Annotated in this window: 21 protein-coding genes; all 21 read right to left on the reverse strand. The window is 68.6% G+C overall.

What is annotated here, in order from left to right:
• Positions 1-77 precede the first annotated feature (77 nt).
• The 21 genes from RNC47_RS26320 to RNC47_RS26420 all read right to left on the reverse strand — a co-directional run bounded on the left by RNC47_RS26320 (position 78) and on the right by RNC47_RS26420 (position 25,830).
• Positions 78-347 (reverse strand): hypothetical protein, encoded by a 270-nt coding sequence (locus RNC47_RS26320; RefSeq protein WP_311602172.1) that lies wholly within the window; start codon positions 345-347, stop codon positions 78-80.
• A 163-nt stretch (positions 348-510) separates the two neighbouring features.
• Entirely contained in the window at positions 511-963 is a 453-nt protein-coding gene (locus RNC47_RS26325) for a hypothetical protein (protein WP_311602173.1), read from the reverse strand.
• A 67-nt stretch (positions 964-1,030) separates the two neighbouring features.
• Positions 1,031-5,896, reverse strand: coding sequence for an RHS repeat-associated core domain-containing protein (locus RNC47_RS26330; protein WP_311602175.1), 4,866 nt, complete (start codon positions 5,894-5,896; stop codon positions 1,031-1,033).
• Between the two features lie 813 nt (positions 5,897-6,709).
• A complete protein-coding gene (locus RNC47_RS26335; RefSeq protein ID WP_311602180.1) occupies positions 6,710-7,600 on the reverse strand; it encodes a hypothetical protein in 891 nt (296 codons plus the stop codon).
• Between the two features lie 274 nt (positions 7,601-7,874).
• Positions 7,875-8,552, reverse strand: coding sequence for a 2'-5' RNA ligase family protein (locus tag RNC47_RS26340; RefSeq protein WP_311602182.1), 678 nt, complete (start codon positions 8,550-8,552; stop codon positions 7,875-7,877).
• On the reverse strand, positions 8,549-9,484 hold the full coding sequence (locus RNC47_RS26345; protein WP_311602184.1) for an endonuclease/exonuclease/phosphatase family protein: 936 nt from the start codon (positions 9,482-9,484) through the stop codon (positions 8,549-8,551). Before RNC47_RS26345 ends, RNC47_RS26340 begins: the two co-directional genes overlap by 4 nt.
• 51 nt (positions 9,485-9,535) lie before the next feature.
• Positions 9,536-9,793, reverse strand: a complete 258-nt coding sequence (locus tag RNC47_RS26350) for a hypothetical protein (protein WP_311602185.1) — start codon at positions 9,791-9,793, stop codon at positions 9,536-9,538.
• Between the two features lie 104 nt (positions 9,794-9,897).
• A complete protein-coding gene (locus tag RNC47_RS26355; RefSeq protein ID WP_311602187.1) occupies positions 9,898-10,284 on the reverse strand; it encodes a hypothetical protein in 387 nt (128 codons plus the stop codon).
• 98 nt (positions 10,285-10,382) lie between these two features.
• Positions 10,383-11,552 carry a protein-L-isoaspartate O-methyltransferase family protein gene (locus RNC47_RS26360; protein ID WP_311602189.1) on the reverse strand — a complete coding sequence of 390 codons (1,170 nt, stop codon included), beginning with the start codon at positions 11,550-11,552 and terminating at the stop codon, positions 10,383-10,385.
• The gene (locus tag RNC47_RS26365) at positions 11,549-11,977 is read right to left on the reverse strand and encodes a lasso peptide biosynthesis B2 protein (protein WP_311602190.1); all 429 of its coding nucleotides are present in this window, start codon (positions 11,975-11,977) and stop codon (positions 11,549-11,551) included. Before RNC47_RS26365 ends, RNC47_RS26360 begins: the two co-directional genes overlap by 4 nt.
• The gene (locus tag RNC47_RS26370; protein ID WP_311602192.1) at positions 11,974-12,228 is read right to left on the reverse strand and encodes a PqqD family peptide modification chaperone; all 255 of its coding nucleotides are present in this window, start codon (positions 12,226-12,228) and stop codon (positions 11,974-11,976) included. Before RNC47_RS26370 ends, RNC47_RS26365 begins: the two co-directional genes overlap by 4 nt.
• Positions 12,228-13,991, reverse strand: coding sequence for an asparagine synthase-related protein (locus tag RNC47_RS26375; RefSeq protein WP_311602194.1), 1,764 nt, complete (start codon positions 13,989-13,991; stop codon positions 12,228-12,230). Before RNC47_RS26375 ends, RNC47_RS26370 begins: the two co-directional genes overlap by 1 nt.
• Before the next feature lie 76 nt (positions 13,992-14,067).
• Positions 14,068-14,301, reverse strand: a complete 234-nt coding sequence (locus tag RNC47_RS26380) for a hypothetical protein (RefSeq protein ID WP_311602195.1) — start codon at positions 14,299-14,301, stop codon at positions 14,068-14,070.
• A 134-nt stretch (positions 14,302-14,435) separates the two neighbouring features.
• The gene (locus RNC47_RS26385) at positions 14,436-15,797 is read right to left on the reverse strand and encodes a tetratricopeptide repeat protein (protein WP_311602197.1); all 1,362 of its coding nucleotides are present in this window, start codon (positions 15,795-15,797) and stop codon (positions 14,436-14,438) included.
• Positions 15,794-17,176: a hypothetical protein gene (locus tag RNC47_RS26390; protein ID WP_311602198.1), complete on the reverse strand. Its 1,383-nt coding sequence runs from the start codon at positions 17,174-17,176 to the stop codon at positions 15,794-15,796. The genes RNC47_RS26385 and RNC47_RS26390 overlap by 4 nt, the downstream gene beginning before the upstream one ends.
• A gap of 117 nt (positions 17,177-17,293) precedes the next feature.
• Positions 17,294-18,142 (reverse strand): endonuclease/exonuclease/phosphatase family protein, encoded by an 849-nt coding sequence (locus RNC47_RS26395; protein ID WP_311602200.1) that lies wholly within the window; start codon positions 18,140-18,142, stop codon positions 17,294-17,296.
• 57 nt (positions 18,143-18,199) lie between these two features.
• Complete coding sequence (locus tag RNC47_RS26400; protein ID WP_311602202.1) at positions 18,200-20,929, reverse strand: DEAD/DEAH box helicase; 2,730 nt, start codon at positions 20,927-20,929, stop codon at positions 18,200-18,202.
• A gap of 134 nt (positions 20,930-21,063) precedes the next feature.
• Positions 21,064-21,465, reverse strand: a complete 402-nt coding sequence (locus RNC47_RS26405) for an NUDIX hydrolase (RefSeq protein ID WP_311602204.1) — start codon at positions 21,463-21,465, stop codon at positions 21,064-21,066.
• 342 nt (positions 21,466-21,807) lie between these two features.
• Complete coding sequence (locus RNC47_RS26410) at positions 21,808-22,719, reverse strand: endonuclease/exonuclease/phosphatase family protein (RefSeq protein ID WP_311602206.1); 912 nt, start codon at positions 22,717-22,719, stop codon at positions 21,808-21,810.
• A gap of 98 nt (positions 22,720-22,817) precedes the next feature.
• Positions 22,818-24,812 carry an ABC transporter ATP-binding protein gene (locus RNC47_RS26415; RefSeq protein ID WP_311602208.1) on the reverse strand — a complete coding sequence of 665 codons (1,995 nt, stop codon included), beginning with the start codon at positions 24,810-24,812 and terminating at the stop codon, positions 22,818-22,820.
• A 61-nt stretch (positions 24,813-24,873) separates the two neighbouring features.
• Positions 24,874-25,830 carry a hypothetical protein gene (locus RNC47_RS26420; RefSeq protein WP_311602211.1) on the reverse strand — a complete coding sequence of 319 codons (957 nt, stop codon included), beginning with the start codon at positions 25,828-25,830 and terminating at the stop codon, positions 24,874-24,876.
• Positions 25,831-25,858 lie beyond the last annotated feature (28 nt).

The following is a 25,858-nucleotide window of genomic DNA, read 5'->3' on the forward strand; positions in this document are numbered from 1 at the left end:
CGTCATGAAGCGCAAGCTGAAGAAGATCCAGTACCGCCCGCACCTGCTCGACGGCTGCCTCGTCGAGACCGGCCTGATCATCGAGCCGCCTTGACCACCCCACCCGCTATCGCGAGTTCAACCTCAGTGATCAGCAGAGCGTGGCCCGTCGCGGCCTGCCACACCACGGCGACGTCGGTGGTCCAGGCTCCGTCCTGTGTGATCGTCGCGACGACGGCCGGAGCCGTTGTGAAGGGGTTCGAGAATGCGATGTTGTACTTTCCCGTCTCAACCTTCGTGACCGTGAATCCCTTTCCACCGATCACGCTGCCATTGGAATCGACCTGGCCACTGATCGTCTGCGGCATTGCTACCTCGCTTCATCTCTTCGCCGGACCGGCACTAGGTTCTCCAACCCGGCAGTGTCCCTTGCGTCAATTGTTGTGCATGCAAAGGGAATGATTCGGGGCGCGTGCTCGGCGTGTCGGCGAAATTTTGCCGATCGGCTGGAACTGCGGATTCTGCGATCCGTCAAAGTGTCGAGATCATGACCGAGCTGTGATAGCTGCCGTTGAGCGAGCTGTAGTAGACGGGGCTAGATGTATTGTTCTTGATCTGGACCTTGGCTCCGAACGACCTCGTGGGCAGGTCGGGTGTTTGGGTCCAGTTCATGATGAATCTGATCTGCTGTGTCCCGTCGCCGTTGGTGGTCCCCTTGAACTTCGTGTCCTTCACGTAGTGCCACCCGTCTCCGCTTCCGGACTCCGTGGCTACCTCCCCCTCGTCGACGTAGTCGATAAGGGAGATGCTCGAATAGAGCGTTTCGAAGTCCTGGGGGGCGGGCAGGCCGTCGTTGTCGGTCGGCTGGATGCTGACCACCACGCCGACCTTCCGGGTCGTGACACCTCGCATACTCGCCTCGTGCTGGCCGGTCTGAAGCACTACCGAGAGCTTCGACACGGATGTCCACTGCTTGTCGCCCATGCGCTTCTCCTTCGCCACAGGTAATAGTGCGTAGATCTCGTACCAGCTTCCGAGCCTACTCGGTTTATTAGATGAACCCGGGGTGGTAGTACCGGACCACCCCGGATTTCACGATTCGGCCCGTCAGGTCGAGTTCTTCGCTGCCCTTGATCATTGATACAGCGGGTCGGGAGGCTGTCACTGGAACCACTTTTAGACCCGTTACGTCGAACTCTACGAAATCGCTGAACCGCTTGATTGATTTCGTGTGCGCAAGGAGGTTCGAAAGCTGTCTCGGGTCGTGCCAATCGGGGGGGATGTGCGTCACGTAGACCCCATCTCCGAATTTCGCATGATCTGGGTTCACCTCCTCCAAGGAGGGCCTCAGCTTGAGGGATCTGAGAATCCCGCGCCGCCCGGCCTTGGTCGTGTAATGGAACATGGTCGGGCGTGCCCCGGACCAGCGGACGTTGACGGTGGCAGCCGCTTCGCCACCGACCGCGCCCTGGACGGCGCTCTCCACGGACGGCCCGGCCTCGGCGGCCCGGGCGGCGCTTCCGGCGGCGGCCGGCGCTGTGTCCCCGCCGAACACGTTCTCACCGAAGGTCCCGTAAAACCGTGCAAGAGCAGCGCCCCCCTTCGCCGCCGCCTCTGCCTCTGCCGCTGCCACTGCCGACGCTGCTGTGGCCTTTGCGGCGGCTGCGCTCTGTGCGGCGAGTCGGGACAGGGCCCGTGCGGCGATGACGGAGCCGATCCTGGCGCCGATGCCTGAGCCGATTCCTGCGGCACCTGTGCCGATGGAGACCCAGCCCAGGATGCCGGAGGCCCCGGGGGCGGCTCCTTCGAGGGCTCCGCTGAGGATCGCAGCGGTGCTGGACGCGACGTCGAGACCGAGGCCGGCGGCCGCGACGGTGGCCCAGACTCCGGTGGCCGCGGCAATCGAGGCGCCGCCGGTGAACACGGCCAGGCCGATTCCCGCGATGCCCACGCCGATGCTGAGCCAGGCCCCCCAGCTGAGATGGCCGGTGGGGTCGGTGCGGTTGATCGGGTCGCCCAGGCAGTAGGCGTAGGGGTTGATGCCGCCCCCGCCGAACGGGCTGAGGCTGTCGGGGACGGTGAAGCGCATCAGGAGGGGGTTGTAGGCGCGGTAGCCGTTGCCGAGGTGGTAGCAGCCGGTAGCGGGGTCGGCGCGCTCGCCGTCGTGGCCCAGCACGCTCTCCGCCGCGGCCGGACGGCGGTCTCCATAGGGTGTGTAGGCGTACTCCTCGCTCTGCTTGCCCGTTTCGGTGGCCACCAGGACGGTCTGCTTGCCGTCCGCGCCGAACAGGATGGTCGACGTCTGGACGCCTTCGCGGTGCTGGGCCACACAGGTGCTTCCGAGTCGGACCAGGCGCGTGTGCTGGTCGCCGTCGGTGATCGACGCGAGGGCCTGCCGGTGGTAGGAGAAGACGCTGGTGCTGCCGCCGACGGACTGGGTGAGGAGCTGGTTGAGCGGGTCGTAGCCGTAGGCGGCTGCCTTACCGACGGCGATGAGACGGCCGAACTCGTCGTAGCCGAGGGTGCGGCCGGTTTCGTCGGTGACGAGGCGTCCGGCCTTGTCGTAGGACAGGTCGGTGTGGGACTTCGGGTTGTCGTGGTCGATGCCGGTGAGCTGGCAGGGGTCGTCCTCGTTCCCGAAGACGTAGGTCGCGGTGTCGGTGCCGCCGTCGAAGCCGGTCCTGCACGTGGTGACGTTGCCGTAGGGGTCGTAGGTGAACGTCTGCCCGGTGATCGCGCGGCCGTGGGCGTCCTGTGGGGGCGTCTGCCCGGTGCACTTGTATGTGCTGAGCTGGTTGCGGCTGGTGTAGGTAAACGTCTCGTCGCGCAGCACGGTGGCTCCGCGCTTGAGGGTGCGCCGGGCGAGAAGGTCGTTGGTCTGCCACTGCTGGGTGAGGATCCAGGTGCTGCCCTGGCCGTCGGTGAGGGTGCGGGTCACTTCCCGGCCGAAGTCGTCCAGGACCAGGTCCGTGGTGAGGACGTTCGATCCGCTGTCCTTGGTCGTCCAGCCGGTGACACGGCCGGCGGTGTCGTAACGCAGGGTCGCCCACGCTGCCGGATCGACGACGGCGAGGAGGCGGCCGAAGGTGTCGCGGGAGATGTGCCGGACGGTGCCGTCAACACCGACGAGGGTCTGTTCGAGACCGTTGACCGTGAAGGTCGTGTGCGTGGTGATACCGGGGTGGTCGGGCAGGCGGGTGGTGGTGGCGCACGGCAGGCCGGACGGGTAGTAGGCCTGGCTGACGGTGACTCCGCCTTCCTCGGCCTCGACGACGGCTGCTGTGATCGGATGCAGGGTGAACTTCTGGGTGCGCTTACCGGTGCCCTCACCTGCGGTCACTTGGGAGAGGGCATCGGCGAGTTGGCGGATGTATGTGTATGTGAACGGTCTGCCGTCCGGTGCCCTGCACGTGGACGGCAGGCGGTCGCTGTCGGCGCCGTAGGTGTAGGACCATGTGCGTCCGCCCGAGGTGGTGCTCCTTCGCCTGCCCAGACCATCGAAGGTCTGCGTGCCGTACGGTGTGGTGCCCACCGTGAGTTCCGTGACCAGCCTGTCGGCGGAGAACGGCGCGTAGGAGCGGGTGACCTGCGTCTGGTCGGGCAGAGTGGTGCGCCGCAGGCGGTCGTTCGAGTCGTAGTCGTAGGTGGTGGTGTGGCGGAACTCGTCGCCGGCGCCGAGTTCGTCGGTCGCGCTGCGCAGCCGTCCGGACCCGTCGTGCTTGAACGTGCGGGTGCCGGTGGGTGAGCCGCTCCTGTCCAGACGAGTGATGCTCGCCGGTAGACCGCGCTTGTCGTAGGTGGTCACCGTCCTGGCGGGCATCGGTTTGCCGGCGTCGAGGCGCTGGGTCGTCGTGGTGCGGCTGACCGGGTCGTGCAGGGTGTGCTCGCCCGAGCCGTCGTCGAGGGTCGTGGTTGAGCACTGTCCCCAGTCGTCGTAGGCGTACCTGCTGGTGCACTTGATCTCACCACCGCTGGTCTCACCGCTGGCGCGCACGTGATCGAGGACAGTGACGGATGCCAGGCGGCCCTGCTCGTCGTAGCTCTGTTCGTCGACGGTGTGCCACTGGCCGTTTCCGGGGCCGCCGCAGCTTCCGCTGTCGCCGTCGCTGTCCTGGCGTTCGCGGCGGATCAGCCGTCCTGCGCCGTCGAAGCTCTCGCGGGTCCGGTTGCCCAGCGCGTCGGTGGATGTGGCCACGAACGGCGCGCTGGTGCCCGTCTCGTAGGAGTGGCGCTCCACCGCCTCGTAGGGGGTGCCAGGGTTGGCGGTGTGCTTCAGTAGGCGGCCCAGCTTGTCGTAGTCCATCGTCACGCGGTTGCTCTGCGGGTCCGTGGCCTCCGACAGGCGTCCGGTCAGGGGGGAGTGGGTCTGCGAGCTCTTGAGGGTCAGTCCGTCGTGGCTCTTCAGCTCATGGACCTCGACCAGGTCGCCGGTCGCCGAGGAGCCGAACGTCTCCACCGACTCGAACCCGTTGCCGCCCCCGTCGGGGTACTCGGTGGTGGTCCGGCGTGTGAGCCGGCCGAAGTCCACCTCCGAGGTGCTGTAGTCGAATACCTGTTTGCGGACCAGGTGCTCGTCGACCCGGAGCTGTTCCTCGGACTTCAGGACGTCGGTGAGCACCTCCTGGTGCGGCGTTGCTGTGTAGGCGCGGTAGCGGTAGGCCGTCGTGTGGGCGGGCGCGTCGAAGTCGGTCTGCGGGGGTGTGCGGGTGACGCTTCTGGGGAAGCGGGTGAATTTGTCGGGCTCGGGCGGGCAGTCGTCGCCGCTGCCGTCGGCCGGGTAGTAGTCCCAGACGGTCCTCGTGCCGTCGGGGTCAGTCCGGGCCAGCGGGTTGCCGAACTCGTCGAAGGTGGTCTCGGTGACCTCCTGGTAGAAGGCGGTAGGGCCGGGCGACTGGGAATCCCTCCAGGTCACGGTTCGCGTCCGCGGGAGCTGGAACTGCGGGACCTGCTTTTCGAACGATTTGCCGGTCGCCGCGTAGTACTGAGTCTCCACGGTCCGCGAGCAGTGGTTCTGCTGGTGCTTCTCGGCGGTCTGAAGGTGGTACTTGTTGTACGTCCGGGTGACCCTGGTTGTCTGGCCCGCGCAGGTGCGCGACTCCGTGGAGCCGTACGAGTAGTCCGTCAGGACGTCGTACAGGCAGTCCCGGCTGCTGTCCCAGTCGACCTCGGAATGGCCGCCGAGGAAGTTCGTGTCCGTGTAGCTGTACGAGACCTCGCTCGGGGGCTGTCCGCCGCCCGGAACCTGCATGGACCGGTACACGTAGGGCAGCGGCGGCATGTCCGCGGAGACGGGGAAGCGGTGGCCGTCGTCGCGGTACCAGACCGCCTCCCGCATTCCGCCGGGCATGGCCACACCCGTGATCCAGGAGCCCCACTCGCCCCGCGACCCGACCTCGGTGTGGGTGAACTCCCACACCAGCGGCTCGTCCTGGCCGAGGGCGAAGTGGTGCACGCTCCCCAGGAGACCGTTGCGGAAGCGCAGGTCGATGTCGTAGCCCTCGGTCTCGCTGCCGGGCAGAACGTGAAGGGTAGCCTTGGACTGCCCGACATAGGCCACCTTCAGCAGCGTGCCGTGCCGGTCGCTGATCTCCTTCAGGCGCGGCGACGGACCGGCCGTGAAGTCCCACGCCAACTCCAGGCAGTGGCCAGCCGAGGTCAGCAGGGCCGTCGGCACCTTGAGGCCGAAGGCGTTCTTCGGCCCGGTCAGGATCTCGACCTCACCGGACTTGTGCGCGATCCGGTAAAGGTTCCGCTTCTCGTCCCTGGTGACGTGCGCGGTGTCGAGCTTGTGCTGCAGGAGGACGACCTTCGTACCGGTCTCCTCGACGCGGTACTGCTCACCGGTCGACAGCACCAACAGCCGTTCGTCGGCATCGTACGTTGTCAGGCCCAGCGACACGCCCTGCCCGAGCCCCATGTCGCTGCTGGCCAGCGGGGAGTAGGACAGGGTCAGCGGCAGGGAGGGGGGCCAAGAGTACGGTTACCGACGAGCGTGCCCAACGTGATCTGAAGGTTGAACAGCCCGGTGCGGGGGTCGACACCGCCGGACACAGCGCTGGCGAAATTGGTCGCATGCGTGAACAGCGAAGAGCTCGAGACCATGACGAGGACTCCTCCAGAACGAAGGTTCTTCGCATGCGACCGTACTGGTACGAGAACAAACTGCCATGAGCACACACCGAGGGAATCAAGCCCTCGTAGGCCCCGGCCTTCGGGTGGCGGTACCGGCACGAGCACGCCTGACCCCGGCGGTGGTACCGCCGCTAAAACCACCGCCTTCCTGCCGGACACCGATCAACAAGCCCGATGAGCAGGGGGCGAGGCGAAGATGCGACAAGTGAGCCAGCTACGGCCCCCTGGAACTGGTGGCCAAACTACGTCCTGTCAGATACCGGGCTCTGGACGACACCGGGTGGAGTGTCCCCCTATGGGCCGATCTCGTCGATGCCTCGCCGCGCCACACGAGGCGTGCAGTGCATTGCGCTACCCCCGGTGCGCTCTGAGCCCCGGGGCCGTGGGCAAGACGGTGCCGATCCCGCTCGGCGTGATCGGCGGCCTTCCGGGCATCGTGGTTGCCGCAGCGGCGAACCCAATCACTCAACGCATCGACTCACAGATCGCACGCGAGGTGACCTGGCGCAATGATCTTTCCCAGTGCGCAGAACCAGCCGTACGTCGAAAGATGCGCAAGTCGCTGCCGCGATGCTCGCCGATGCGGCCGGCGACTGAGCTATCGCGGGCGGTCGAGTGTCTCGGTGCCCTGGCGGCGGAGGCGTAGGCGTATGTAGGTGCGGTCGTCGAAGCTCCGGGCCCCCGGCGGTGTCGCCTTGGTAGACGCGTACGCGCCGATCCGCAACGGGTCCTCGGCCAGGGACAAGGTGAGCTGGTCCTCGGCCTCGCGCAGGGTGGGAGCCGCCGAGAGGTAGCCGTCGGATGCCAGCACGACCTCGATGGCGTCCGGGGGCAGGCTGATTGTCTCGAGGTAGCGGTCGGGTACCGGGCGGCCGTCGAGTACGCCGAAGCCCAGTGGGTTGTGCGGATCGGTGTCGTTGGCCAGGACGTTTTGCTCTTTCAGGATGGGCAGCAGCATGGTGCGGCCCGGGTCGGTCGCGGCGAGTTCGTCGATGCTCGCTCCCTGGGCGAGACGGCAGCGTAGGAGCGCGGCGCGGGCGGCAGCGACCACGCGGTCGATCGCCTTGTCGGCGGGGTGGTGCGCCCAGCCGTTGGGCGTCCGGATCGCTATGTGGACGTCTCCCACACGCCACACCTGGCGGCGGCCGGGGAGAAAGACCGCGGCCACCGCGCTGGGGGCCATGAGATCGTCCGGCGCGATCGACCACTGCCGCCGTAGTGCGCTCAGTTCCTTGGTCACCATCGTGAGCGCCTCCGTTGGCGCGACGTTCGGCGGGAGCCTGCGCAAGACCTCGGCGACGCACTCTGCCGCTCGAGCGCCGCCGGTCTGGTCCCCGTACGTTCTCGTGTCCTTTGAAGTCGCGCCGTCCACCACCGCGGCGCATCGCACTCCTTCGCCTTCGTCGTTGACTAGGACGAGGCGGTCTTCGCCGTGGCCGGCTGGCTGCTTGGGTGTGGCGGCCTGCTCCGCCACGGTCCATCCGTGCATGGGACGTGCTCCTGTTCAAGGGATCGGTGAAGGGCCGGTCGTTGAGCCGACGCGGTGGGCGGCTGTCGGTGGTTGATCACGTGCACGGGGCGGTGCCTGCGGGGCTGCGCGCAGTGCGGTTCGTGCCCCGGTTCGTGGAACCGAGGGCGTGGGCCGCGGCAGGTCAGCGTCACCGTGCCCGGGACGGAAGAGCCCACCCCCCATAGCCGTTCGGTTCTTCTCTTCGTGGGGGCTCGCCTGCTGTGCCGTTGCCTGGGGGCGTGTGCGAGGGCGCTCATGCCTGCGTGCGACCCAGGTGGATCTCGTGGACGCGTTCGACGAGGTAGCGATTGCGGAGATGGTCTTGGCGTTCCCACACCAGCCACACCGACGCCATCCTGGCCCGGATGCGCGTGGGGGGCCGGATTGTCTTCGCTAATGCCGAGGCCAGCTGATCTGAGCGGCGTGCCAGCTCGGCGGTGTCGGTGTCGATGTTGCCGTAGCCGATGGAGGCGTGGCCCCAAAAGAGCGGAGCGGGGTCCGGGAGCACCAGGCCCGCTTGTGTGAGGCCGGCACGCACGCGGCGGTAGAGGTGGTCGAGTTCGTCCTCGGGCCGCATATCGACGGTGGCGGCGGACCGGGTGGTGCGCGCCGGCCCGATCTCGATCTCGAACGGGCTGAGGTGGGCCAGTGCTTGCTGCACGGCGGCGGCCGCGGCGGCCAGGTGGGCGTTGTCGACGCGATCGCCGGCAGCGGTGCGGGGCTCGATCTTCTGGATCGTCAGGTGGAGGTCGTCGCTGTCGACGGGGGTGACAATGTCGCAGAACGTCGCGACGACCGTGCGTAGGCGGTGAAAGTAGGCCATGGCCTCGGGCTGGTCCTGGGGCAGCCACAGGACGTGGGGTTTAATCCATCGCTCATCGGGGTCGCCGGGGGACGCCCACAGCCGCTGGTTGTCCAGGAACTTCCTCATCGCGTGCTCCGCATGGCCGTCGGGTCGAAGTCGGCGATCACCGGCAGGTGGTCGGACGCGTCCAGGGCCGCTGCGCTGCGGTGGGTCGCATAGCTGACCAGCGCGGGGGCGACCGGTCGGGTGGCCAGGATCAGATCGATACGGCGTGGGCCCCACGGGTCGGGATCTCCGCGGCCGTCCGCCCAGTGGCCGACCGTGGGCCGCCACGCCGCCTCCAGGTGGGCGGCGGCGTCGACCATGTTGCCGCCCCGTAGGAGCGCTTGGGCCTGCCGGCGGTCCGCCAGCTGCGCGCCGCCGATGGTGCCGGCCTGTACCTGGAATTCGAGATCGTCGTGGTGCTGGTCTCGATACCATTCGTCGTCGTAGTACTCCCCGTCGATCACGGCGGCGGAGGGGGCATTGAAGTCGCCGACCAGGAAGCCAGGCTTGACGCCGCCGGTGCGGCGGAAGATGCCCTTGATGCGCAGGGCTTCATCGGCGCGGAAGTTCGGGCGGAACGGATCCCCATGGTAGGAGGCGACGATCAAGGGTTCTGGTCCCCCGACATCGAAGCTGGCGGTGGTGAGGCCGTGCCAGAAATCCGGTGCCCCATAGGGGGCGAAGCTATCGGGCAGCAGGGACACGGTGCTCGGGCGCCACATCAAGGCCGTGTACCAGGGGCGGTGCCCGTTGGCGGCCATGGCGACGTGCGGGCGCCCGCTGCTGGCTCGCGCGGTGGCTGTCAGGCCGCACTGCTCGGCAAGGTCGTGGATGACCTCGGCCGCCGCGCTGTTCCACCGCTCCCTGGGCAGGGCTCGTTCGTCAACGACGACCTCTTGCACGGCGAGAATGTCGGGGTTGATCTCGCGGATCGCGGTGATGCGTGCCTGCCATCCGGCGCTGCCACGCGCCGTCGGGCTGAGTTTGTAGGCGTTTAAGTTCGCTATGCGCACAGGAAACCTCTCGGACGGTGGACGTCTGGGCATCTGCTGATCTGGCCTTCCCTACCGCTCATCGCCGGTAGATGCGGCGTCCGTCGCCGTCTCGGCTGCAGGCCACCGCAGCTCGCGGTACGCCCCGTCAGCGGCCGGATCCCAGCCCTGTCGACGGGCCTGGCGAATTGCGGCGGCGACCTCGGCGGGAACGACCGGCCTGGTTGCCAGGCCGAGCCAGGTCCGGGAGTGTGGCCGGTCGGTGATCACCACCAGGGTGGTGCCACCTTTGCCTTTCGGCCTCTCCTCGAGCTCAACCGCGTACGTCATGGGCATCCACCCCTGGCTCTGTGCGTAGGTGGGGCGCGGACGTATCCGCCAGACGTAGGTGACGCCGTCGACCCGGATGCGTCGCCAGTGGGCGCGGCGGCGCCTCATGCCGCTGACTCCGGCCCGGCGTCGCTGGATGGGTCGCTGGTGTCGGCGGCGACAGCGTCCGATTCTTCGGCAGGAGTGGTGGCCGGGGCCGTACCGGCCAGGTACTGGTCCAGCAGTTCCAGGGCCACGTCGATGACGAGACGTTCCTGCCCGGGCGTGAGACGGTGCAGGTCGGCGCAGTTGAGCCCGGCCAGGTGCATGACGTGCCCGCGCCAGCCGAAGGCACAGTCGGCATCCCGCAGATCCGAGAGCCATTGGCGCCATGTTCCCAGCCCCTGGCCTCCATGTCGGGTGGCGCCGAGGTCGTAGCCATCGAGATAGCTGGCCAGGTGCTCGAAGCGTTGGGCGATCATCCCGGGGTGATCGCGGAAGAAGGACCACATGTGCCTCTCGGGCACGGTGTTGAGGGAGATGCGGGATGTTGATGTCGCTGGTGAGGTGCGGGGAGCTCGGGTCGTGGAGCAGTACGTTGGTGTCGGCTTCACTGGGCTGCGCTCCTGCTGACGGGACTGTCGGGTGCGCCTGGTTGTTCCGGTGCCGGCTCGGTTGGGGCGTCGAGTGCCCACGCGTTCGGAGCGAAGATGGGGTGTGAGGGTGAGCCCGTGGTGCGAAGTTGGCTGGAGAGGGTGGTGAGTGGGGGTTCGCCGAGGGCTCTCCAGCGGGCGATGTGCCGGTGGGTGGTGGCGGCCAGGGCCGGGGAAGCGTCGCCGGGTATGGGGGCCAGGTGGTCGGGGCGGACGAAGACCGCCGCGGTGGTGGTGGGGTCGACGACGGCGCAACCGCTGTAGTTGGAGGTGCCGTGTGCGGCCGCGCACGTGGTGCGGGGGTCGTGGGCGGCCAGGTACATCCACAGGTCGCGGTAGGTGGTCTGCGGATTCAGGGCGGGGATGGGGATGGTGGTGGTGGCGGGACGCGGCAGCCTAGTCGCGGCGGGGCGGGCGCCGGCGTAGAGGGGCCCGGTGGCTGGCATGAAGTCGGCGAAGGCGACGAGCCGTGCCGTGGTTTCGGTGATGACGGCCAGGGGATGCAGACCGCCGTGCGCCAACGGGGCCACGATCGTCCCACCCGGGGCGAGTTGCGCGAGCCAGTGGGGTGAGATGCCGGCGATTCCGCAGGTCACCAGGATCCGGTCGAAGGGGCCGTCATCCGGTGCTCCGTGGTAGCCGTCGCCGCAGCGGACGGTGACGGCGATCGCGTTGCGGGCGAGCGAGGCGCGAGTCTCGGCGGCGATCACGGGGGACGCCTCGATGCTGCTGACCGGCTCGCCCGTGATGTGGGCGATCAGGGCGGCGTTCCATCCGGTGCCGGCGCCAATTTCCATCACCCTCATGCCCGGGGCCAGGCGGGCGGCTTCGAGCATGCGGGCCATGACGGCGGGCTGGGAGCTGCTGGAGGGAGTGCCGGCCGGGTCGCTGGGGAGGTGGACCATGATCCCGGTGTTGCTGTAGGCGCGCTCGAGTAGGTCTGGGCTGGGGGCGTTCGGGGTGACGGGGATGCGCTGAGCGCCGTTGTAGTAGCCGGTGATGAAGCGGTGGCGCGGCACGGTGGCCATGGCCTGTGCGATGGCGTCGCTGCGGATCTCACCGCGGGCGCGCAGGTCGTCGACCAGGTGCTGGGCCCTGGTCTGCCACGCGCTGTCGGAGGCTGTCATGTCATCTCCTGCCGTGGGGTGTGAAGGGAGACGGGCTGGTAGAGGTGGCGCGGGTCGAATGGTTCTGCGATGGGGTGGCCGTCGGCTTCGAGCCAGGCGTGGACCTGGCTGGTGCCGGGGCGGATGCCGATGACCAGCGTGGGGGCGTGTCCGTAGCCGCGGCAGTAGAGGAGCGCGGCGACAGAGCGGTTCAGGCATGCGGTGGTGCCGCCCAGCCGGAGGGTGGCCGTAGTCACTGCCGCGTGAGCGTGCCGGGTCTCGACGGCGGTGGAGGGGCGGGCGTGGCGAAGGAGCCGGGTGAGCGTGGCGTTCATGCGGGGTGTGCTGGAGGTGATCTGTGCCGCGACAATCGCGGCGGCCCGGGCGCGCAGACGCTGCCGCCGGGTGAGGCAGATCGTGGGCGGCAGGGCGACGGGATGGCTCACGGCTCCGCCACCACCCCGGCGGCCTGGAGGTCAGCGAGGAGGGCGGTGAGATCCGCTCGCAGGACGTCTTCAGGTACGCCGGGCCAGCGGCGCGCCATGGCGTCGAGCGGGTTCTCACCCTTCGCCGCGGCCTGCAGAGCGGTGGCGGCCGACGGGTTCAGCGTCCACACGGCGCCGTCGGGGCAGATCAGGCTGCCGCGGCCGGTGCCCGTATCGGTCACCAGCTTCACGCCGGGGGCGAGGCGCGGCATCAGGCCCTCCCGCTGGTGGCGAGTTCGCCGGTCGGGACCGGCGTGCCGGTTGCGGTCCGGGCCCACAGCTCGGCCGCGACTGTGCGGCTGACGAGCACATCCGCCATGCCTCCGGCGCTGCCCCAGCGCTCTACCGCCGCACGTGCGGCCGGTGGATCAATCACCCTGAGGTCAGCCAGCACCGGATTGTGGGTCAGCAGCGCGAGAGCGGTGTTTCTGTGGCGGCGCAGCGCGGCGTCGACGTCAACGCTGTAGCCGCCCTTGGTTCTGCGCGTCAGGACCTGGGGAACCACGATGCCGCGCATGGCCGCCCGCATCAGGGGCCGGTACTCGGCCGGACTGACCCGCTGCTCGCCGCGCACCGACAGCACGGCTTCGATCACCTGCCGGTCCGCGTATGGGAACCCTAGCCGCAGGCCGCCGATGGCGGCGGCATCGGTGTGCAGGCGCGTGGTCCGCGCCATCGCCCGGACTGCGGCCAGCGCGGCGTGCTGGTGGGGTCGGTCGTGCAGCGGCGCCGCCTCGGCCGAGGCGGCCGCATCGAGCAGGGCCCCGGCGGCCGCGTGAGTCAGCCAGTTCGGCATCGTGAAGCGGCGTGCTTCCCAACTGGCAACCGGCGCGCTCGGTTGAAGGGTTCGCGCGAGCCATGCCTGGTATGGCCCTGGATGGCTGGCGTGCGCGCGGACCTCGCGAAGGGGCGCTCCCCAGAGCGCGGCCCATCCCTTGCGATGCCGGCGCGCTGTAGCCCGATCCCGCTGGCGGGCCAGGTGCAGATACGGCACGGCGCCGTGCATCACCTCGTCGCCACCTTTGCCGGACAGCAGCACCCGTGATCCATGGCTGGTGGCCAGGCGCCACCACGCGGCGGACATCCGGCCGGCAGTGACAGCTGACCCGGGCGCATCAAGGGCCAACGGCTCGCCGATGCCGTCCAGCGGACCGGGGAGGTCGCCGACATCCACCACCAGGTGCTGGGCTGCGGGTTGTGCCGTGGCGACCAGCCGCGCCCACGCGACGTCGTCGTTCGAAGGATCGGCCGAGGTGCGAGTCAGGTTGAGTAGCCCGGCGCCAACCGCCCGGTAGGCCAGCGCGGACAGCGCCGAGCTGTCCATCCCGCCGGAGAGCTCACAGGCGGCCGCCGTCTCACCCGCCGTGCGGATCTCGACGGCCTGCCGCAGCGCCTCGGTGAACTCGCCCGCGGCGTCGCCGAGGGGGAGGTCGTCGTCGGGCGGCACCCACCATGTCTCGACCGTTCGCTGCCCCTGGTTGTCGAGTTGCGCCCAGCAGCCAGGCGGCACCGAGACAACGGACGTGTAGGGCGCGTGCCCGGACTCGGCCAGCGCCAGCGGCGGTGCCGGGCCGATCAGGTATCTCGCCAGGTAATGGCTGTCGAGGCGGACATCTCCTGCCGCCTCGGCAAGGGGACGTGCGTGATCCCCGAGCACCTGGTGGCCAGCCACCTCCGCGGCGAACACCGCGCGGATCCCGGCCACATCCCCAGCCACCCACACCCGGCTGCCGTCAGCCACGATGGCGTGGAAGCACCCGGGCAGGCACACCAGATGTTTCATCAGCGCCTCGCCGCTCGAGACCCCGTTCACCGCTTGCCGAACCTGCTGCTCGCTCGGCGCGAACGACCCGACCACCACCGCGCTCATCCGCCCGACGTGCATCGCGACCACCGTGCCGGTGTGGTTGCCGACGATCCAGGGGATCCCGCGGCGGTAGACCAAGACGTCGACAAGGCCACTTACTTGGTTCATCTGGGCCAACACCCGCCGCGCAGCCGACCCGGAGGTCGGCAGCACAGCGAACCAGGCCCAAGGGACCGACCCCATCTCAGGAAGCCGAGCCCGACTGGGAGCCGGACTGGTACTGGTGGAACCAGTCGACGCTGTCGTCGGAGGTGTCCGCATCACCGCTGCCGGCCGCCAGGCCCACCAGCGTCCCGGCGCGAAGGGCCAGGGGACGCTCATACTCGGCCCACCCCGCAGCCGGTATCCGCTCGGCCGTGACGGGGACCGAGTCAGCGATGGGAGCGGTGGTAGTAGTCGCGTTCAGGTTGGTACGCATGAGTTTCTCAGCTTTCGAAAGGTAGAGCGGATGTACAGATTCCTGTCAACGCAGGGCGAGGGTCTCTAGGCGGCGAGGGCCGTAGAGGCGCACGGCGTCATCGGGGGGCGTTGTGGTCGTGGGGGCGCGTGACGTCACGTACCTCCTGAGCTGGCGAGGTGCTGAGTGGCACGTCGAGGGATGCCGGCCGCCCATCGCACGTTGTCCGCCTCGGCCCACAGTTCCGCGCCTCGCGCGCCGCCGATGATGTCGCCGAGCCATTGGAGGCACTGGACCTCCCCGAGCGGGCTTCCGGCCCTCACATACCGGTCGTGCGCCTCCCCCAGGTACATCACGGCGGTGCGGTGGTCTCCGGTGGTGGCGATGGCCTGGCCCAGCAGCGCGACCGCCCGCGCCTCCTCGAACTGGTCCGGGGTGTGCTGCAGAAGGGGGATGGCCTGGCGTAGCTCGTTGATCGCCTCGTCGGGTCGGCCGTCGTCGAATGCGATTTCGGCGCGCACGATCCGCGCCAGAGCCATACTTCGTCGGTCGCCCGCCTCGTCCGCCAGAGCGAGGGCCTGCGCCGCGATCGGCACTGCCTGGTGCGTGCGTCGGGCCGAGCGGTGAACGGACGCGAGCGTGAGCCGGCTCTCGATGTCCGCCAGGACGATGGGCTTGGTGGTGTCGGTGAACGTATCGGCGGGCGCGTTCGTGGAGTTGCCGCCGGCCGGCCGCGCAGCGGCCGACGGTGGCCCGCCAGAGGGAAGGCCGGCGCTCGTATTGGCGAGTGCCTGGCGCGCGTGGTCTTCCGCCTTCTGATGGTCCCCAGTACGGCGGTGCGCCTCCGCCAGCGCGCACAGTAGCCGAGACGTCGCCACGATGTCCCCGTGGAGTTCGGCCGCTGGCACACCGTAGTGCGTCAATAGCCCAGGCCACTCGGGGAGATGGTGCCGCTCGGCCAGCACGATGAGCGCGCCAACCAGCTGGTACTCCAGCTCGTGTCGCCCGGCTGTGTCCGCGGCGCGCACTGCAGTGACGAGGTCCGTGCGGCGCTCCACCAGCCAGGCCACGGCTGCGGCCGCGTCGCCGGCGGGGAAGGGCCACCCTACGCCGTCCGGGGCATCACATGCGGGGGTGAGGGGGGCTCGGCTGGATAGGGCAGATCCTGCGGTGATCGCTGCGTCCAGCAGATGCCGGGCCCACCGGGACCACGCCTCCCTCCGCTCGCCCTCGCGTAGACGTGCGGCCAGGGTGGTGGCGTGCTCGTGTACGTGCTTCGGTACTCGCAGCAGGTCGGTGTTGGGCACCGGTTCCAGCAGTTTCGCGGTCAGCAGCGCATTTACCGCCTGGTCGACCTCGGTCAGCGGCTGGCGCGCGGCCACCGCGATGGCGCGGCGATCCAGCCGGGTGAGAGGTAGCACGCCGAGCACGGCGACGAGGGCGTCAGCATCGCTTGGGAGGGTGCCCATGATGCTGAGCAGTTGCCGCTTGGTGGATGGGGTCAAGCTCTGGGTCACGAGGTCGTCTCGCTAACGGCTGTTTCGGTCGCCATCGCTAGGGGACCGAGCTGCTTGTCCCGTGGCAGTTCAGGCAGCGGGATATCGGCCTGTTGGCAGACTTTTTGGGCCTCGTCGTGGAGCCGTTGGCTCTCGGGGCCCTGGTGAAGCTGTGCGAGCCTCAGCAGACAACGGGCCTCCCAGTACGGCGCGGCGCAGTCCAAGAACGCGGTCTGCGCGAGCTGCAGATGAACGGTGGCGCTGGCGGTGTCGCCGGTGGCCTGGTACGCGCGGCCGCTCAGTTCGGCGAGTTGCCCGCCCAAGAACACGTCCCAGGCTCCGCGACACAGCTTCGCGGCGTCATGCAGGATGGTGAGCGCGTGGTTGGGCTGGCCGATCTCCAGCGTGATGCGGGCGGCCCACAGCCGGGACATGACCTGGCCGTGGACGTCGTTCGTCATGTCAGCCAGAGCACGGGCCTGCCCCAAGAACGGCAGGGCCGTGCCCCAACGGCGCGCCAAGGCGTGGTCGGCGGCGATGGCGATCCAGCCCTCGATCTGTGCGGTCGCCCGTCCGGCGCTCTGTGCCGCTTCCGCTTGCGAGGTGAGGCTGGCAGCCGGCTGCGTTCCGTCGATCAGCGAGAGTCCCTTGCGCACGGACTGGGCGGCGAGCGTGATGTCGTCCTCGTTGCTGTCGGCCTCTACGTGATAGTGGTGTATGCCGCTGCTGACGAAGTACAGCCGGGACTGTGCCACCACATCGTGTGTTGCCTCGGCGGCCAACAGCCCGTATCCGTCGATGTCGAGCAGTTCGTGCAGCCATCCGTCATGGGGTTGCCGCTCGACCAAGGGGACGAGAGTGTCGGCCAGTTGCCGCACCAGGTCGTATAGACCTCGCTCCCACGCGGCGTTCGCGGTGGCGGTCAGGTCCGCACGGCGCCAGTGAAGCCACGCCGTGGCGGCGGCCGCGTCGTCGCTGGCGAACGGGAGGCCGCCGTCCGGGGCGCCGTGCCTGTAGATGCGCGGCAGTGGGCGTCGGCTGGAGACCGTCTTTCCGGCGGCTGTCGCGGTGCGCAGCAGGCACTCCGCCCACCGGCCGAGGGTGTCCGCCCGCGTCTTCTCGTCCAGGTCGAGGGCGCGTTGCGCGGCGTAGGCGTGAACCCGGCTCCGCCGCAGCCGAAACAGTTCCGTGCGTCCCACTTGCCGCAGCAGCCCAGCCCTCGTCAGAGCGCGCAGCGCGGGCGTGACCGCGGTCCGAGTCTGCCCAGCGGCCGCCGCAATCTCCGCGTGGTCCAGCCTGACGAGAGGCAGCGCGCCGAGCCGGCCGAAGAGGTCGGCCGCCTCCGGTGGCAGCCGTGCGACCAAGGCAGGCAGTGGGGGAAGTGAATCGGTCGTGCTCATGGGTATCGATCCCCGAGGTGTGATGGTGTCGTCGAGGGCCGGCCGCAGGTGCCGCGGACGGCGACCGCGCTGGCCCGCCCGGGCCCCGGCCGGTGGCGAACGGCCAGGAGGCGTGGACTAGCTGAGTGCCGCCAGGTCGAGCTCGCAGACCCGTGGCAGATGGTCGGAAGCCGCCCTGGCCTCGGGGGAATTCACCGTGCGCACGTTGGTGACCGCGTGCTCGATGTTGCTGCTGACCAGAATGTGGTCGAGTTCCTGAGGCTCGGGCTCGTTTTCGTACCAGTGCCCGGTGGTGTGCTCGCGGTCGCGACCCAAGACGCTGTAGGGGTCGCTGTAGCCGGCCGCCAGCAACGTCGTGATAGTGGACCGGTCCGCGTCTCCGAAACTCCCGTCAGGCTGTCGCGTCCGATAACGCGGGTAGAGAGGTGCGGGGATGCGGCGCCAGATTGGTTGAGGGCTGTTGGGATGGGCGCAGTTCATATCACCCATCAGCACCACCCGCCGATTTTTCTCAGTCCATTCCGGCCGCATATCCGCGCCGCGATCCGCTAGAGGAACCACCTCCTCGTCCCGCCGTGCAGGGATGTAAGACAGGTGCGTTCCAAGCACCGTGACCTCGACCCCGTCTATGTCCATCGCGGACTCGATCGCCGCATGATGGAAAACTCCTGCGGCAAGCTGCCGCGAGTTCTTCGCCTTCACTGTGGCGGGCCGGTACAGCAGGGCAGTGCAGTTCACCCCGTCACCCACCCTGCTGGGTACCATGAGGGCGCACTCCATCTCCAGTCGAGCCATCGTGTCCCGAAGTATCCGGCGGTCGTCCCAGTGCCACCATGTCGCCTCGCACACACACAGAACATCCGGCCGCACGCCCTGTACGATGTTCATCTGCATGTTCCAGCGGCGGCGCGATCCACTGCTTTCCCGACCGCCATTCAGAATGTTGTAGACCATGGATTTCGCCATGTCGCACATTACCTCTCCACTCGCCTTTCGGCCATTTTGCCGGGCCCTGGTCGACAGTTACCGAGGCCAGCGCATTCCGATGGATGTCAGTTGCAGCAGCCTGTCGGTGGCCAATTTTCCTTTCCGGTAGGCGGATGCTTGTGATTCCAGCCACCGGGCCAGGCGTATCTCCTCGCCGTCTCTTTCGAAGGTGAGGCTAGGGGGAACGTTAAGATGCCCCTCCTTTTCGAAGAACAGTTGGGCCAACTCGAAATTTCGCTGCCAGCGATATTCCTTGACGTTCCAGATCATTTGGATCTTGTCGAGGCGTTCGTGCCGCTCAGAACCAGGCTTGAGAGCGCTGCGTTGATTGCCGATCCAGTTGGCCAAATTGATGGGAGGGCTACCGTCAGCCATAAATCCAGGAGGAACCATCAAGTGGCCGTTGTCGTCGTAGAAGGCTTGCGCGGCACGGAATCCCCGTTCCCATTGAGCATCACTGATGGACCAGATCATGTCGATGGTTGAGAGTTTCGCGATACGGTCCTCAGTCAGCGTTCCGGCTTTGCGCTTGTCCCGCTGCTTGTGAAGCCAGGGGAGTAGCTGAAGGGTGATGCCGTCTCGGATGACGGGATATTCCTTCGGTACGTCGAGGTTGCCGTGCTGGGAATGGAATTCGCGCGCGGCCTCGAACATGGTCTGCCAACGGCGATCTTGCACGTCCCAGACCATGTCGAGCTGGTCGAGCTGCGCACGCCGCGCAGGAGAGAGCGTGGATTCCTTGGCTCGCTGGTTGACGATCCATTGCCCGAGATTCAGTGGCGGATCTCCTGGCACGCTGTATGCGACCGGTACGAGGAGGTCACCATACTTTTGCCTGTAGGCGCGTGCGGCGTCCAACATGGTGGTCCACCGGTGCTCCTCGGTGTCCCACACCATGCCCAGGCCATTCAGCACCTCGCGCTCGTCGTCACTGAGGCTGGTGGTGCCCATACGGACGCGCTGAAGGAACGCGCCGAGCTTGATGCCGTCGCCGGTGACGTGTTCCACCGGGACGGCGAGGTTGCCATGCGACCGCGCATACGAGGTGGCGGCGGCCATGACCCACCGGCGCTCCGCCTCCATCGGATTCCACACCATGCCCAACGCGTCCAGCCGGCGCCGACGGCTGTGCGGTAGGCGGCCAGCTCGATAGAGCTGGCGCTGGGTGCTCAACCACCGTCCCAAGGCCAGACCGCTTTCACAGCGGTGGCTCTGGGGGACGGACAGGTCTCCTTCGCGTTCGTGGTACGCCTTGAGCGCCCCGTAGTACTCCTCCCAGGACTCGGTCGTCGCTTGGACGGTCATCGTGCTGATGGCCCGGACCAGCCCGGCGGGCATCGGGATGCCCTCGACGTGGAGCCAGTCGGGCAGCTCCCACGCCGGGGTCGAGGTGGGCTTGGCCGGCTGTCCCATGTCCTCGCGGGCCCGGTCCAGGGTGTCGGCCAGATCCTGGTCGTGCGCGCGTAGCGCCCGCAGGACACGCCAGACGGTGCCCCACTGGGATCCGTTCAGTGCTTCCTCAGGGTCTTGTCCCTGGGCCAGCAGGACCGGGATGATCACCGAGGCGGTCTTTTCCTTGAGGCCGCCCAGCCGCAGCGCGCGCCCGAGGGCTTGGACGATGTCCACCACCGAGTCACGGCCGTCAAGGAAGGCGACCCCATCCACCGCCGGGGCGTCGACACCTTCCCCCAGCACACGCGAGTTGAAGACGATGCGCCGCTCATTTCCCGGGGCCCGCAGCCGGTCTAGGACATCGAGGCGCTCGGCGCTGCTCTGCTGGCCGTGCACCAGCCCGGTCCACAGCGGGCGGTCGACACACAACCCGGTCCGCAAGGCGGTGTCCGGAAGCGTCTCGGCGAACCAAGCGGAGTCGCGCACCAGACGGGTGTAGGCGATGATCCGGCCCAGCTGATGCTCTTCCGCAGCGCGAAGTACCGCCAGCTGCTTGGCCAGTGCTTCGGGACTGATCGCATGGCGACCGATGGCGAAGTAGTCGCTGCCGTCGGGCGCCGACATCGCACGCCGTAGTTCCTCATCGGTGACCACGGCGACGATGACCTGGTAGTTCGCCAGTAGGCCGGCCGCTCGCGCATCCGGGTAGGAGAGGCGATGGACCTCGGGCCCGAAGACGGACGGGTCGTCCATGCTGGCCACATAGCCGGCGCTGTCCGCGCCCGCCATGCTCTCGATGATCCGTGGCGTGGCCGTCAGATACAGCCGGCGCTTAGCCTTGATGAGGTCATCGTCGTGAACCGTCGACCACGGGCGACCGTGCAGCCCCACGGTACGGTGCGCTTCGTCGGCGATCACCACGTCCCAGGGCTTAAGCCCATGGAGGAGGTGCGCGTCCGCGACGGCACGCAGGCTGTCGTAGGTGGCGACGGCCGTCACCGGGCCGGGCATCCCCGCCAGACGCGCGATCTCCTCAGCGTCGTTGGTCGAGGCGATCCCACCGTTCCAGTCACTCGCCCGCTGCATGATGTGGCGGTCGCCGCAGATCGCGAGGACCTGACCCAGCGCGGCCTCGCCGAGCACGTCCCGCCACTCCATCAGCGTCTGCGCCAGCAGGTCCCGGGTGGGCACCACGACCAAGGCCCGAGGCCGAGCGACTCGCTCGAAGGCGGAATGAACGCCAACGCGGGTCTTCCCCGTGCCGCAGGCCATCACCGCCGTCACACGCGGATGCTTCGCCCAACCCGCGACGATCGCTTCCACAGCCTCCTGCTGATGAGGCCACAGCGAACCGAGCGGGGTCTTTCCTGTCATGTCGCACCTATCTGTCAACTCAGCGTTATCGGCCCACCGCCATGGCGGTGAGCGAAGAGGAGAAGATCGTGGGGGCGGGTGCCGGGCAGGGAACCGTCACTCTCCCGCCCGGCACCCGGAGCCGTGGGCCGCGCCTAGAACGGGGGTGGCAGAAAGTGCTGACCCGCCAACGCCGCGCGGACTCGGCGTTCCATCAGCGAGGTGGCGAGGCGACCGATGTCCTCCGGCGCAACGAATTGGACATTCGGGTCGGGGGTGAGTTCGCCGAGCCCGAGCCGGGCGGGTTCGAAGAGCAAGCTGACTCCGGCGGGCCGCGCTCGGAGGGGGTCGGCCCGGCGCCATTCGGTGACCAGCAGGGCGCCGGGTGGGTCGCGTCGTATGCCGGTCGCCCGGTGGATGGCGCGCGATGCCGTCTCGTGCGGGGTCTCGCCGTCGCGGACGGTGGCGCCGGGCAGTTCCCACTCGCGGCTCAAAACGTCCTTGGTGCCTGCCGGCCGGACGAGGGTGATCTGGTCCTGGGTGTCGCGGAGCAGCACCCAGCACTCCGTGGAGTGCTGTGGGGAAGACGCGTCTCGGGGTGCCGTGGTGATGGAGGCCGGCCCTCGCCAGCGCATATCGAATCCTTCGGAGTTGAACAGGTGGACGGAGGAGAGGTGTGATCCAAGGCCCCAGGTCCGGGGTTTGACGACGGGCCTCCGAGAGAAGGCTGCCGAGCCTGGGAGATCGGCCCGACAGGCCGATCTCCCACACCGGGCGGCCGCCACGTCAGGTCGGCTGATGCCGAACTGCCCCGTTAGGCAGCCGTGGCGGCCCGTGCTGGCGTTGCCCTGGTCATGCGCCGCCTGGCACATCGGCCATGGCGCCGGGCGGCGACACTGTCAGCCCAACGCGGCGACCAGCTTGGGCAGGGAGTACTCCCACACCAGGAGGGCGTGATCGGAGGCTTCCACCACCTCCGGGGTGGTCACCACCTCGAACTTCTTTAGCGCGGGCAGCAGGTTCGGGGTACTGAGGGCACGATCGATGCGCCGGCGCGGGCCCTGGTCCGTGCGCCACAGTGACGCGGTCGCCTGGGTCGCCTTCGGCTGGTCGAGGTTGGTGGCGGCGTGGAGGGCGAGATCGGCGAAGACGCCCGTGCCGGTGAGGATGTCGTCGGGGCCGGTGTCGATCCACCGCTTACCCGGCTCGCCCGGCGCACCCGGGACGTGCACGGTGCGGTGGGCGAGGAGCGAGGCGTCGGTGCCCCAATCCCCCGGTTGTGAGGGGCGCTTGTTCCCCAACTCCTCGGAGTTGAAGTCGCCGGCGAGGATCGCGTTCTTCCCCGGTTCGCCCAGCGTCGTCAGCCGCTGAGCCTGGACGGCCCGCTCCTGCGGAGCCCAGTAACACAGGTGCAGCGAGGCCAACGCGAGAGGCTTCACGGTGCCCCTCAGCCGTACGACCGGGATGTCCATCGGCTTATACAGCCCCGTGGACCACTCGATGACGTTCACCAGGTCGAACAGCTGCGGGTCGTAGGAGACGGCGGTAGGGTTCCGGCTGTCTCCGGTGACGGGCGCCACGCGGCAGACCAGCCCGAGCTCGTTCTCGATCTCCTTGCGCCCGGCCTCGTCGTCGTCCATGGAGTACGTCGCCTCCTGCTGAAAGATGACGCGCGGCTTGCGCTTCTTCAGCTCGGCCAGGGCGATGTCACGCCGGCGCCGCGAGCCGTTCGCGTCAATACCATCTCGTTCGACGTTCCAGGAGCACATGACCAGGGTCTCCTCGTGCTCCGTCGTCTCGGTCGCTATCACTGCGATGAGTCTCCTTCGGTAGTTGTAGTGAGGGGTGGGGCTGTTGCCCCGGGCGTGCCGCGCGGGGGTTCGGGCCCCGGGCAGCGGGCCCGGGTCGGTCATGAGGGGGGTGTCGTCTCCGGCTCGGCGGGCCGGCTGTTCTGCTGGGGCAGGCCGGTAGGCGTGGTCTTCGGCGCGCTGGATTCGAGGTCGGACTGCAGCTGCCACAGTTCGCGGAACAGGCCCGGGGCTGCGCGCAACTCCTCGAAGCCGCCGGACTGGATGACGCGTCCGTGGTCGAGGACGACGATCCGGTCCGCGATCGCCACGTTGGTCAGGCGATGGGTCACCAACACGACACAGCGGTTCTTGGCGTAGTCGCGCAGGCCGGCAAAGATCCGGTGCTCTGCGCGGGCGTCCAGCGCGCTGGTCGGTTCGTCCATGACCAACAGCCCCGCCGGCCGGTAGAAGGCGCGAGCGATTGCGACCCGCTGCCACTGACCGCCGGAGAGCTCGACCCCGCCGAACTCGTGGTTCGCGAGCAGTGTGTCCAGGCCGGAGCGCTGCTCGGCGATGACCTCAGCGGCGCCGGAGTGTTCGGCGGCCTCAAGGACGGAGGCGTCGCCGCCTGGCAGGGGCTGGCCGAGGGTGATGTTGGCGCGTGCGGTCATCGGCCATCGGGTGAAGTTCTGTGGGATCAGGGCGGTGTGGGCCCAGGCCGCCTCCGGGTCGAGAGCCAAGGTGCTGATGTTGTCCCAGGTCACCTCCCCGGCAGTGGGGAGGTAGAGGCCGGCGAGCAGACGCGAGAGCGTGGTCTTGCCCGAGCCGTTCTCACCGACCAGGGCCAGGATCTCGCCACGGTGTACCTCCACGCTCACTGCGTCGAGGGCGGGCTTGTCGGCGCCGGGGTACTGGTAGGTGACGCTCTCCGCGCGCACCACGTCGGGAGAGGGCGGGGAGATGGTGCCGCGCTTGATGCGGTGGCTCGCGGCGGCGGCGATGAACCGGGACCAGTCATCCAGGTACAGCCCGGAGCGGAAGAGACGGGTGCCGTAGCCGACGAGTCCATGGAGGGAGGTGCTGACGGTGCGCAGCGCGACGACGGCGGTGCCGGCGGCGGCCAGCGACATGCGTCCCGAAGCCAGCAGCCCCAGGAGCGCCGCCCAGACGCCGGCTGTGGCGATCCCGCCGGCCACGGCTCCCGTGAGGGCGTAGCGGGCCTCGCTGTGCGCGGCCTTGTCGATCTGCTCGTCGATCCGGGCACCGATGGTGCGGTAGCGGCCCAGGAGGTAGTCAGCCATGGTGCTGGCCCGGATCTGGTCAGCAGCCTGCTTGGTGAGGATGTGCCAGCGCAGGTGGTTGGAGGCGACCCGGTGGGCGGCGGTAGCTCGGGATGCCTCGTAGTGCACTCGGACACCTCGGATGCTGGCCCAGCCCTGCGGGAGCGTGGCCAAGGCAAGCAACGGCAGCAGCACCGGGTGGAGCACGGTCATGACGCCGGCGGCCGCCACGAGCGAAGCGATGCTGGCCATGACGTCCTGCGCCTCGATCAGCAGGTCCCGGGATGCTTCCGCTCCGCGATTCGCGGCTTCCTGCTGCTCGCTGAAGCCGGGATTGTCGTAGGCGGACAGCTCGGCACGGGTGGCCGCGCGCAGCAGTTCCAGCTGCGCCTCGCGGGTCATCCGTGGAGCGAGCCGGGTCGAGATGTTGGTGACGGTGATGCCGAGCGCGGCCCGTGCTCCGAACGCCGCCGCGAGCACCGCGAGGGATGGCAGCGCGTCCCGGAGGCGGTCGTCGATGTCCTCGGCCGCGACATTCCCGTCGCCGATCAGCGCGCCGAGAACGCCGGTGATCGCCACCAGCCCGAATGCCTCGAGGAACCCGGCCGCGGCCTGGCAGGCCAGCAGCAGCGTGACGGCGCGGCGGTCGATGCGCCACCCCAGCCCCAGCGCTTGGCGCAGCAGGTGAGGGAGCCGGCGGATCATCATGCCGGTGGTGACCTGGTTGCGCTCGAACACACCGCTGCCGGACGGGATGTAGCGCAGTGTCTCGTTGTGGCTCGTGGGGCCTTGGGGGGTGGTGGTACCGCTGGAACTGCTGTCGCTGTGGGTCAACGCGTCGTTCTCCTCTCGCGGCGCTGGGACATGGAGTGGCGGCCGGCCGTGGTGGGGCTGGTTAGGGGCTGCTCTCGGTCGGCTCGTCACCCGTCGGGAACAACGCCTGCGTGGGGTCGTCGATGCGGTGGCTGTCGGCCAATCGCCGCCCGCTGCTGGGGTGTTCGTCGGGGTTCCACTCGATCGGGCGGGCACCGACGGGCCCGAGTTCCTTGTCGGGGTCGTCGGTGTGGAGCAGGCAGATCGCCCGCCCCCCGGTCACCGCGGCGTAGTGCGCCTCGCGGGTGATGATCTCCAGCAGGGTCTGCGAGAGGTCCGGGCAGGTGGTGGCGAATGTGTCGTAGTCAGTGAGGACGATGGCCGTGCCCGGTACGCCTTGTGCCGTCGCGCGGCTGATCGCCGAGCGGAGGTGATCGCGCAGTGTCTCCGGTGAGTACTGCGCGTCGTGGTGCTCGATGATGTCGAGGCTGCGTGCGACCGCGCGGTGCAGATCGTGGTGGCCAGACCAGTGGCCGGCGTCCAGATGCACCATCCGGTATCCCCGGCCGGCGAGCCATCGCACGGTCTGCCTCAGCGTCTCGCGGCTGTGGTAGCGGGTGACGCCGTGGATGGCGAGATGCGTGTCCAGCTCCCCTTCGCCGTCGCAGAGCGGGGTCGTCGCATCCGGCGGCGCGACGGTTCGAGGGACGGTGCGGGGCTTGTCCGACGTCTTGGTGTTGAGGAATGCGGCTATGGAGCGGGTCAGCACGGTGATGGCGCACCGTTGCTCGGTGGGGGCGAGGTTGAGCAGTTGGGCGCAGTGCAGTCCCGCGCGGTGCAGGATCAGGCCGCGCCACCCGAACGCGCACGTTCGTCCCGTCTGATCGATGAGCCACTCCTCGAACCCGTCGAGGTCGCCTCCTCCGTGGCGGCGGGCTCCGTCGGCGTACCCCTCGAACCACCAGGCCACCCGATCGAACTGGTCACCGAACACCCCAGGCGCTTGGCTGATGAGGGTCCACCATTCGGCCTCAGGCATGGTGAGCGGGTCCAGGTGTCCGGCTGTG

The sequence above is a fragment of the Streptomyces millisiae genome (assembly GCF_031845425.1).
GTDB classification, from domain to species: Bacteria; Actinomycetota; Actinomycetes; order Streptomycetales; family Streptomycetaceae; genus Streptomyces; species Streptomyces millisiae.

What these genes read in the sequence shown, in the direction of transcription:
- RNC47_RS26320 (WP_311602172.1), bottom strand. Translation starts at nt 347, where the DNA reads ATGCCGCAGACGATCAGTGGCCAGGTCGATTCCAATGGCAGCGTGATC.
- RNC47_RS26325 (WP_311602173.1), bottom strand. Translation starts at nt 963, where the DNA reads ATGGGCGACAAGCAGTGGACATCCGTGTCGAAGCTCTCGGTAGTGCTT.
- RNC47_RS26330 (WP_311602175.1), bottom strand. Translation starts at nt 5,896, where the DNA reads ATGGGGCTCGGGCAGGGCGTGTCGCTGGGCCTGACAACGTACGATGCC.
- RNC47_RS26335 (WP_311602180.1), bottom strand. Translation starts at nt 7,600, where the DNA reads ATGCACGGATGGACCGTGGCGGAGCAGGCCGCCACACCCAAGCAGCCA.
- RNC47_RS26340 (WP_311602182.1), bottom strand. Translation starts at nt 8,552, where the DNA reads ATGAGGAAGTTCCTGGACAACCAGCGGCTGTGGGCGTCCCCCGGCGAC.
- RNC47_RS26350 (WP_311602185.1), bottom strand. Translation starts at nt 9,793, where the DNA reads ATGACGTACGCGGTTGAGCTCGAGGAGAGGCCGAAAGGCAAAGGTGGC.
- RNC47_RS26355 (WP_311602187.1), bottom strand. Translation starts at nt 10,284, where the DNA reads ATGTGGTCCTTCTTCCGCGATCACCCCGGGATGATCGCCCAACGCTTC.
- RNC47_RS26360 (WP_311602189.1), bottom strand. Translation starts at nt 11,552, where the DNA reads ATGACAGCCTCCGACAGCGCGTGGCAGACCAGGGCCCAGCACCTGGTC.
- RNC47_RS26370 (WP_311602192.1), bottom strand. Translation starts at nt 12,228, where the DNA reads ATGCCGCGCCTCGCCCCCGGCGTGAAGCTGGTGACCGATACGGGCACC.
- RNC47_RS26375 (WP_311602194.1), bottom strand. Translation starts at nt 13,991, where the DNA reads ATGAACCAAGTAAGTGGCCTTGTCGACGTCTTGGTCTACCGCCGCGGG.
- RNC47_RS26380 (WP_311602195.1), bottom strand. Translation starts at nt 14,301, where the DNA reads ATGCGTACCAACCTGAACGCGACTACTACCACCGCTCCCATCGCTGAC.
- RNC47_RS26390 (WP_311602198.1), bottom strand. Translation starts at nt 17,176, where the DNA reads ATGAGCACGACCGATTCACTTCCCCCACTGCCTGCCTTGGTCGCACGG.
- RNC47_RS26395 (WP_311602200.1), bottom strand. Translation starts at nt 18,142, where the DNA reads ATGGCGAAATCCATGGTCTACAACATTCTGAATGGCGGTCGGGAAAGC.
- RNC47_RS26400 (WP_311602202.1), bottom strand. Translation starts at nt 20,929, where the DNA reads ATGACAGGAAAGACCCCGCTCGGTTCGCTGTGGCCTCATCAGCAGGAG.
- RNC47_RS26420 (WP_311602211.1), bottom strand. Translation starts at nt 25,830, where the DNA reads ATGCCTGAGGCCGAATGGTGGACCCTCATCAGCCAAGCGCCTGGGGTG.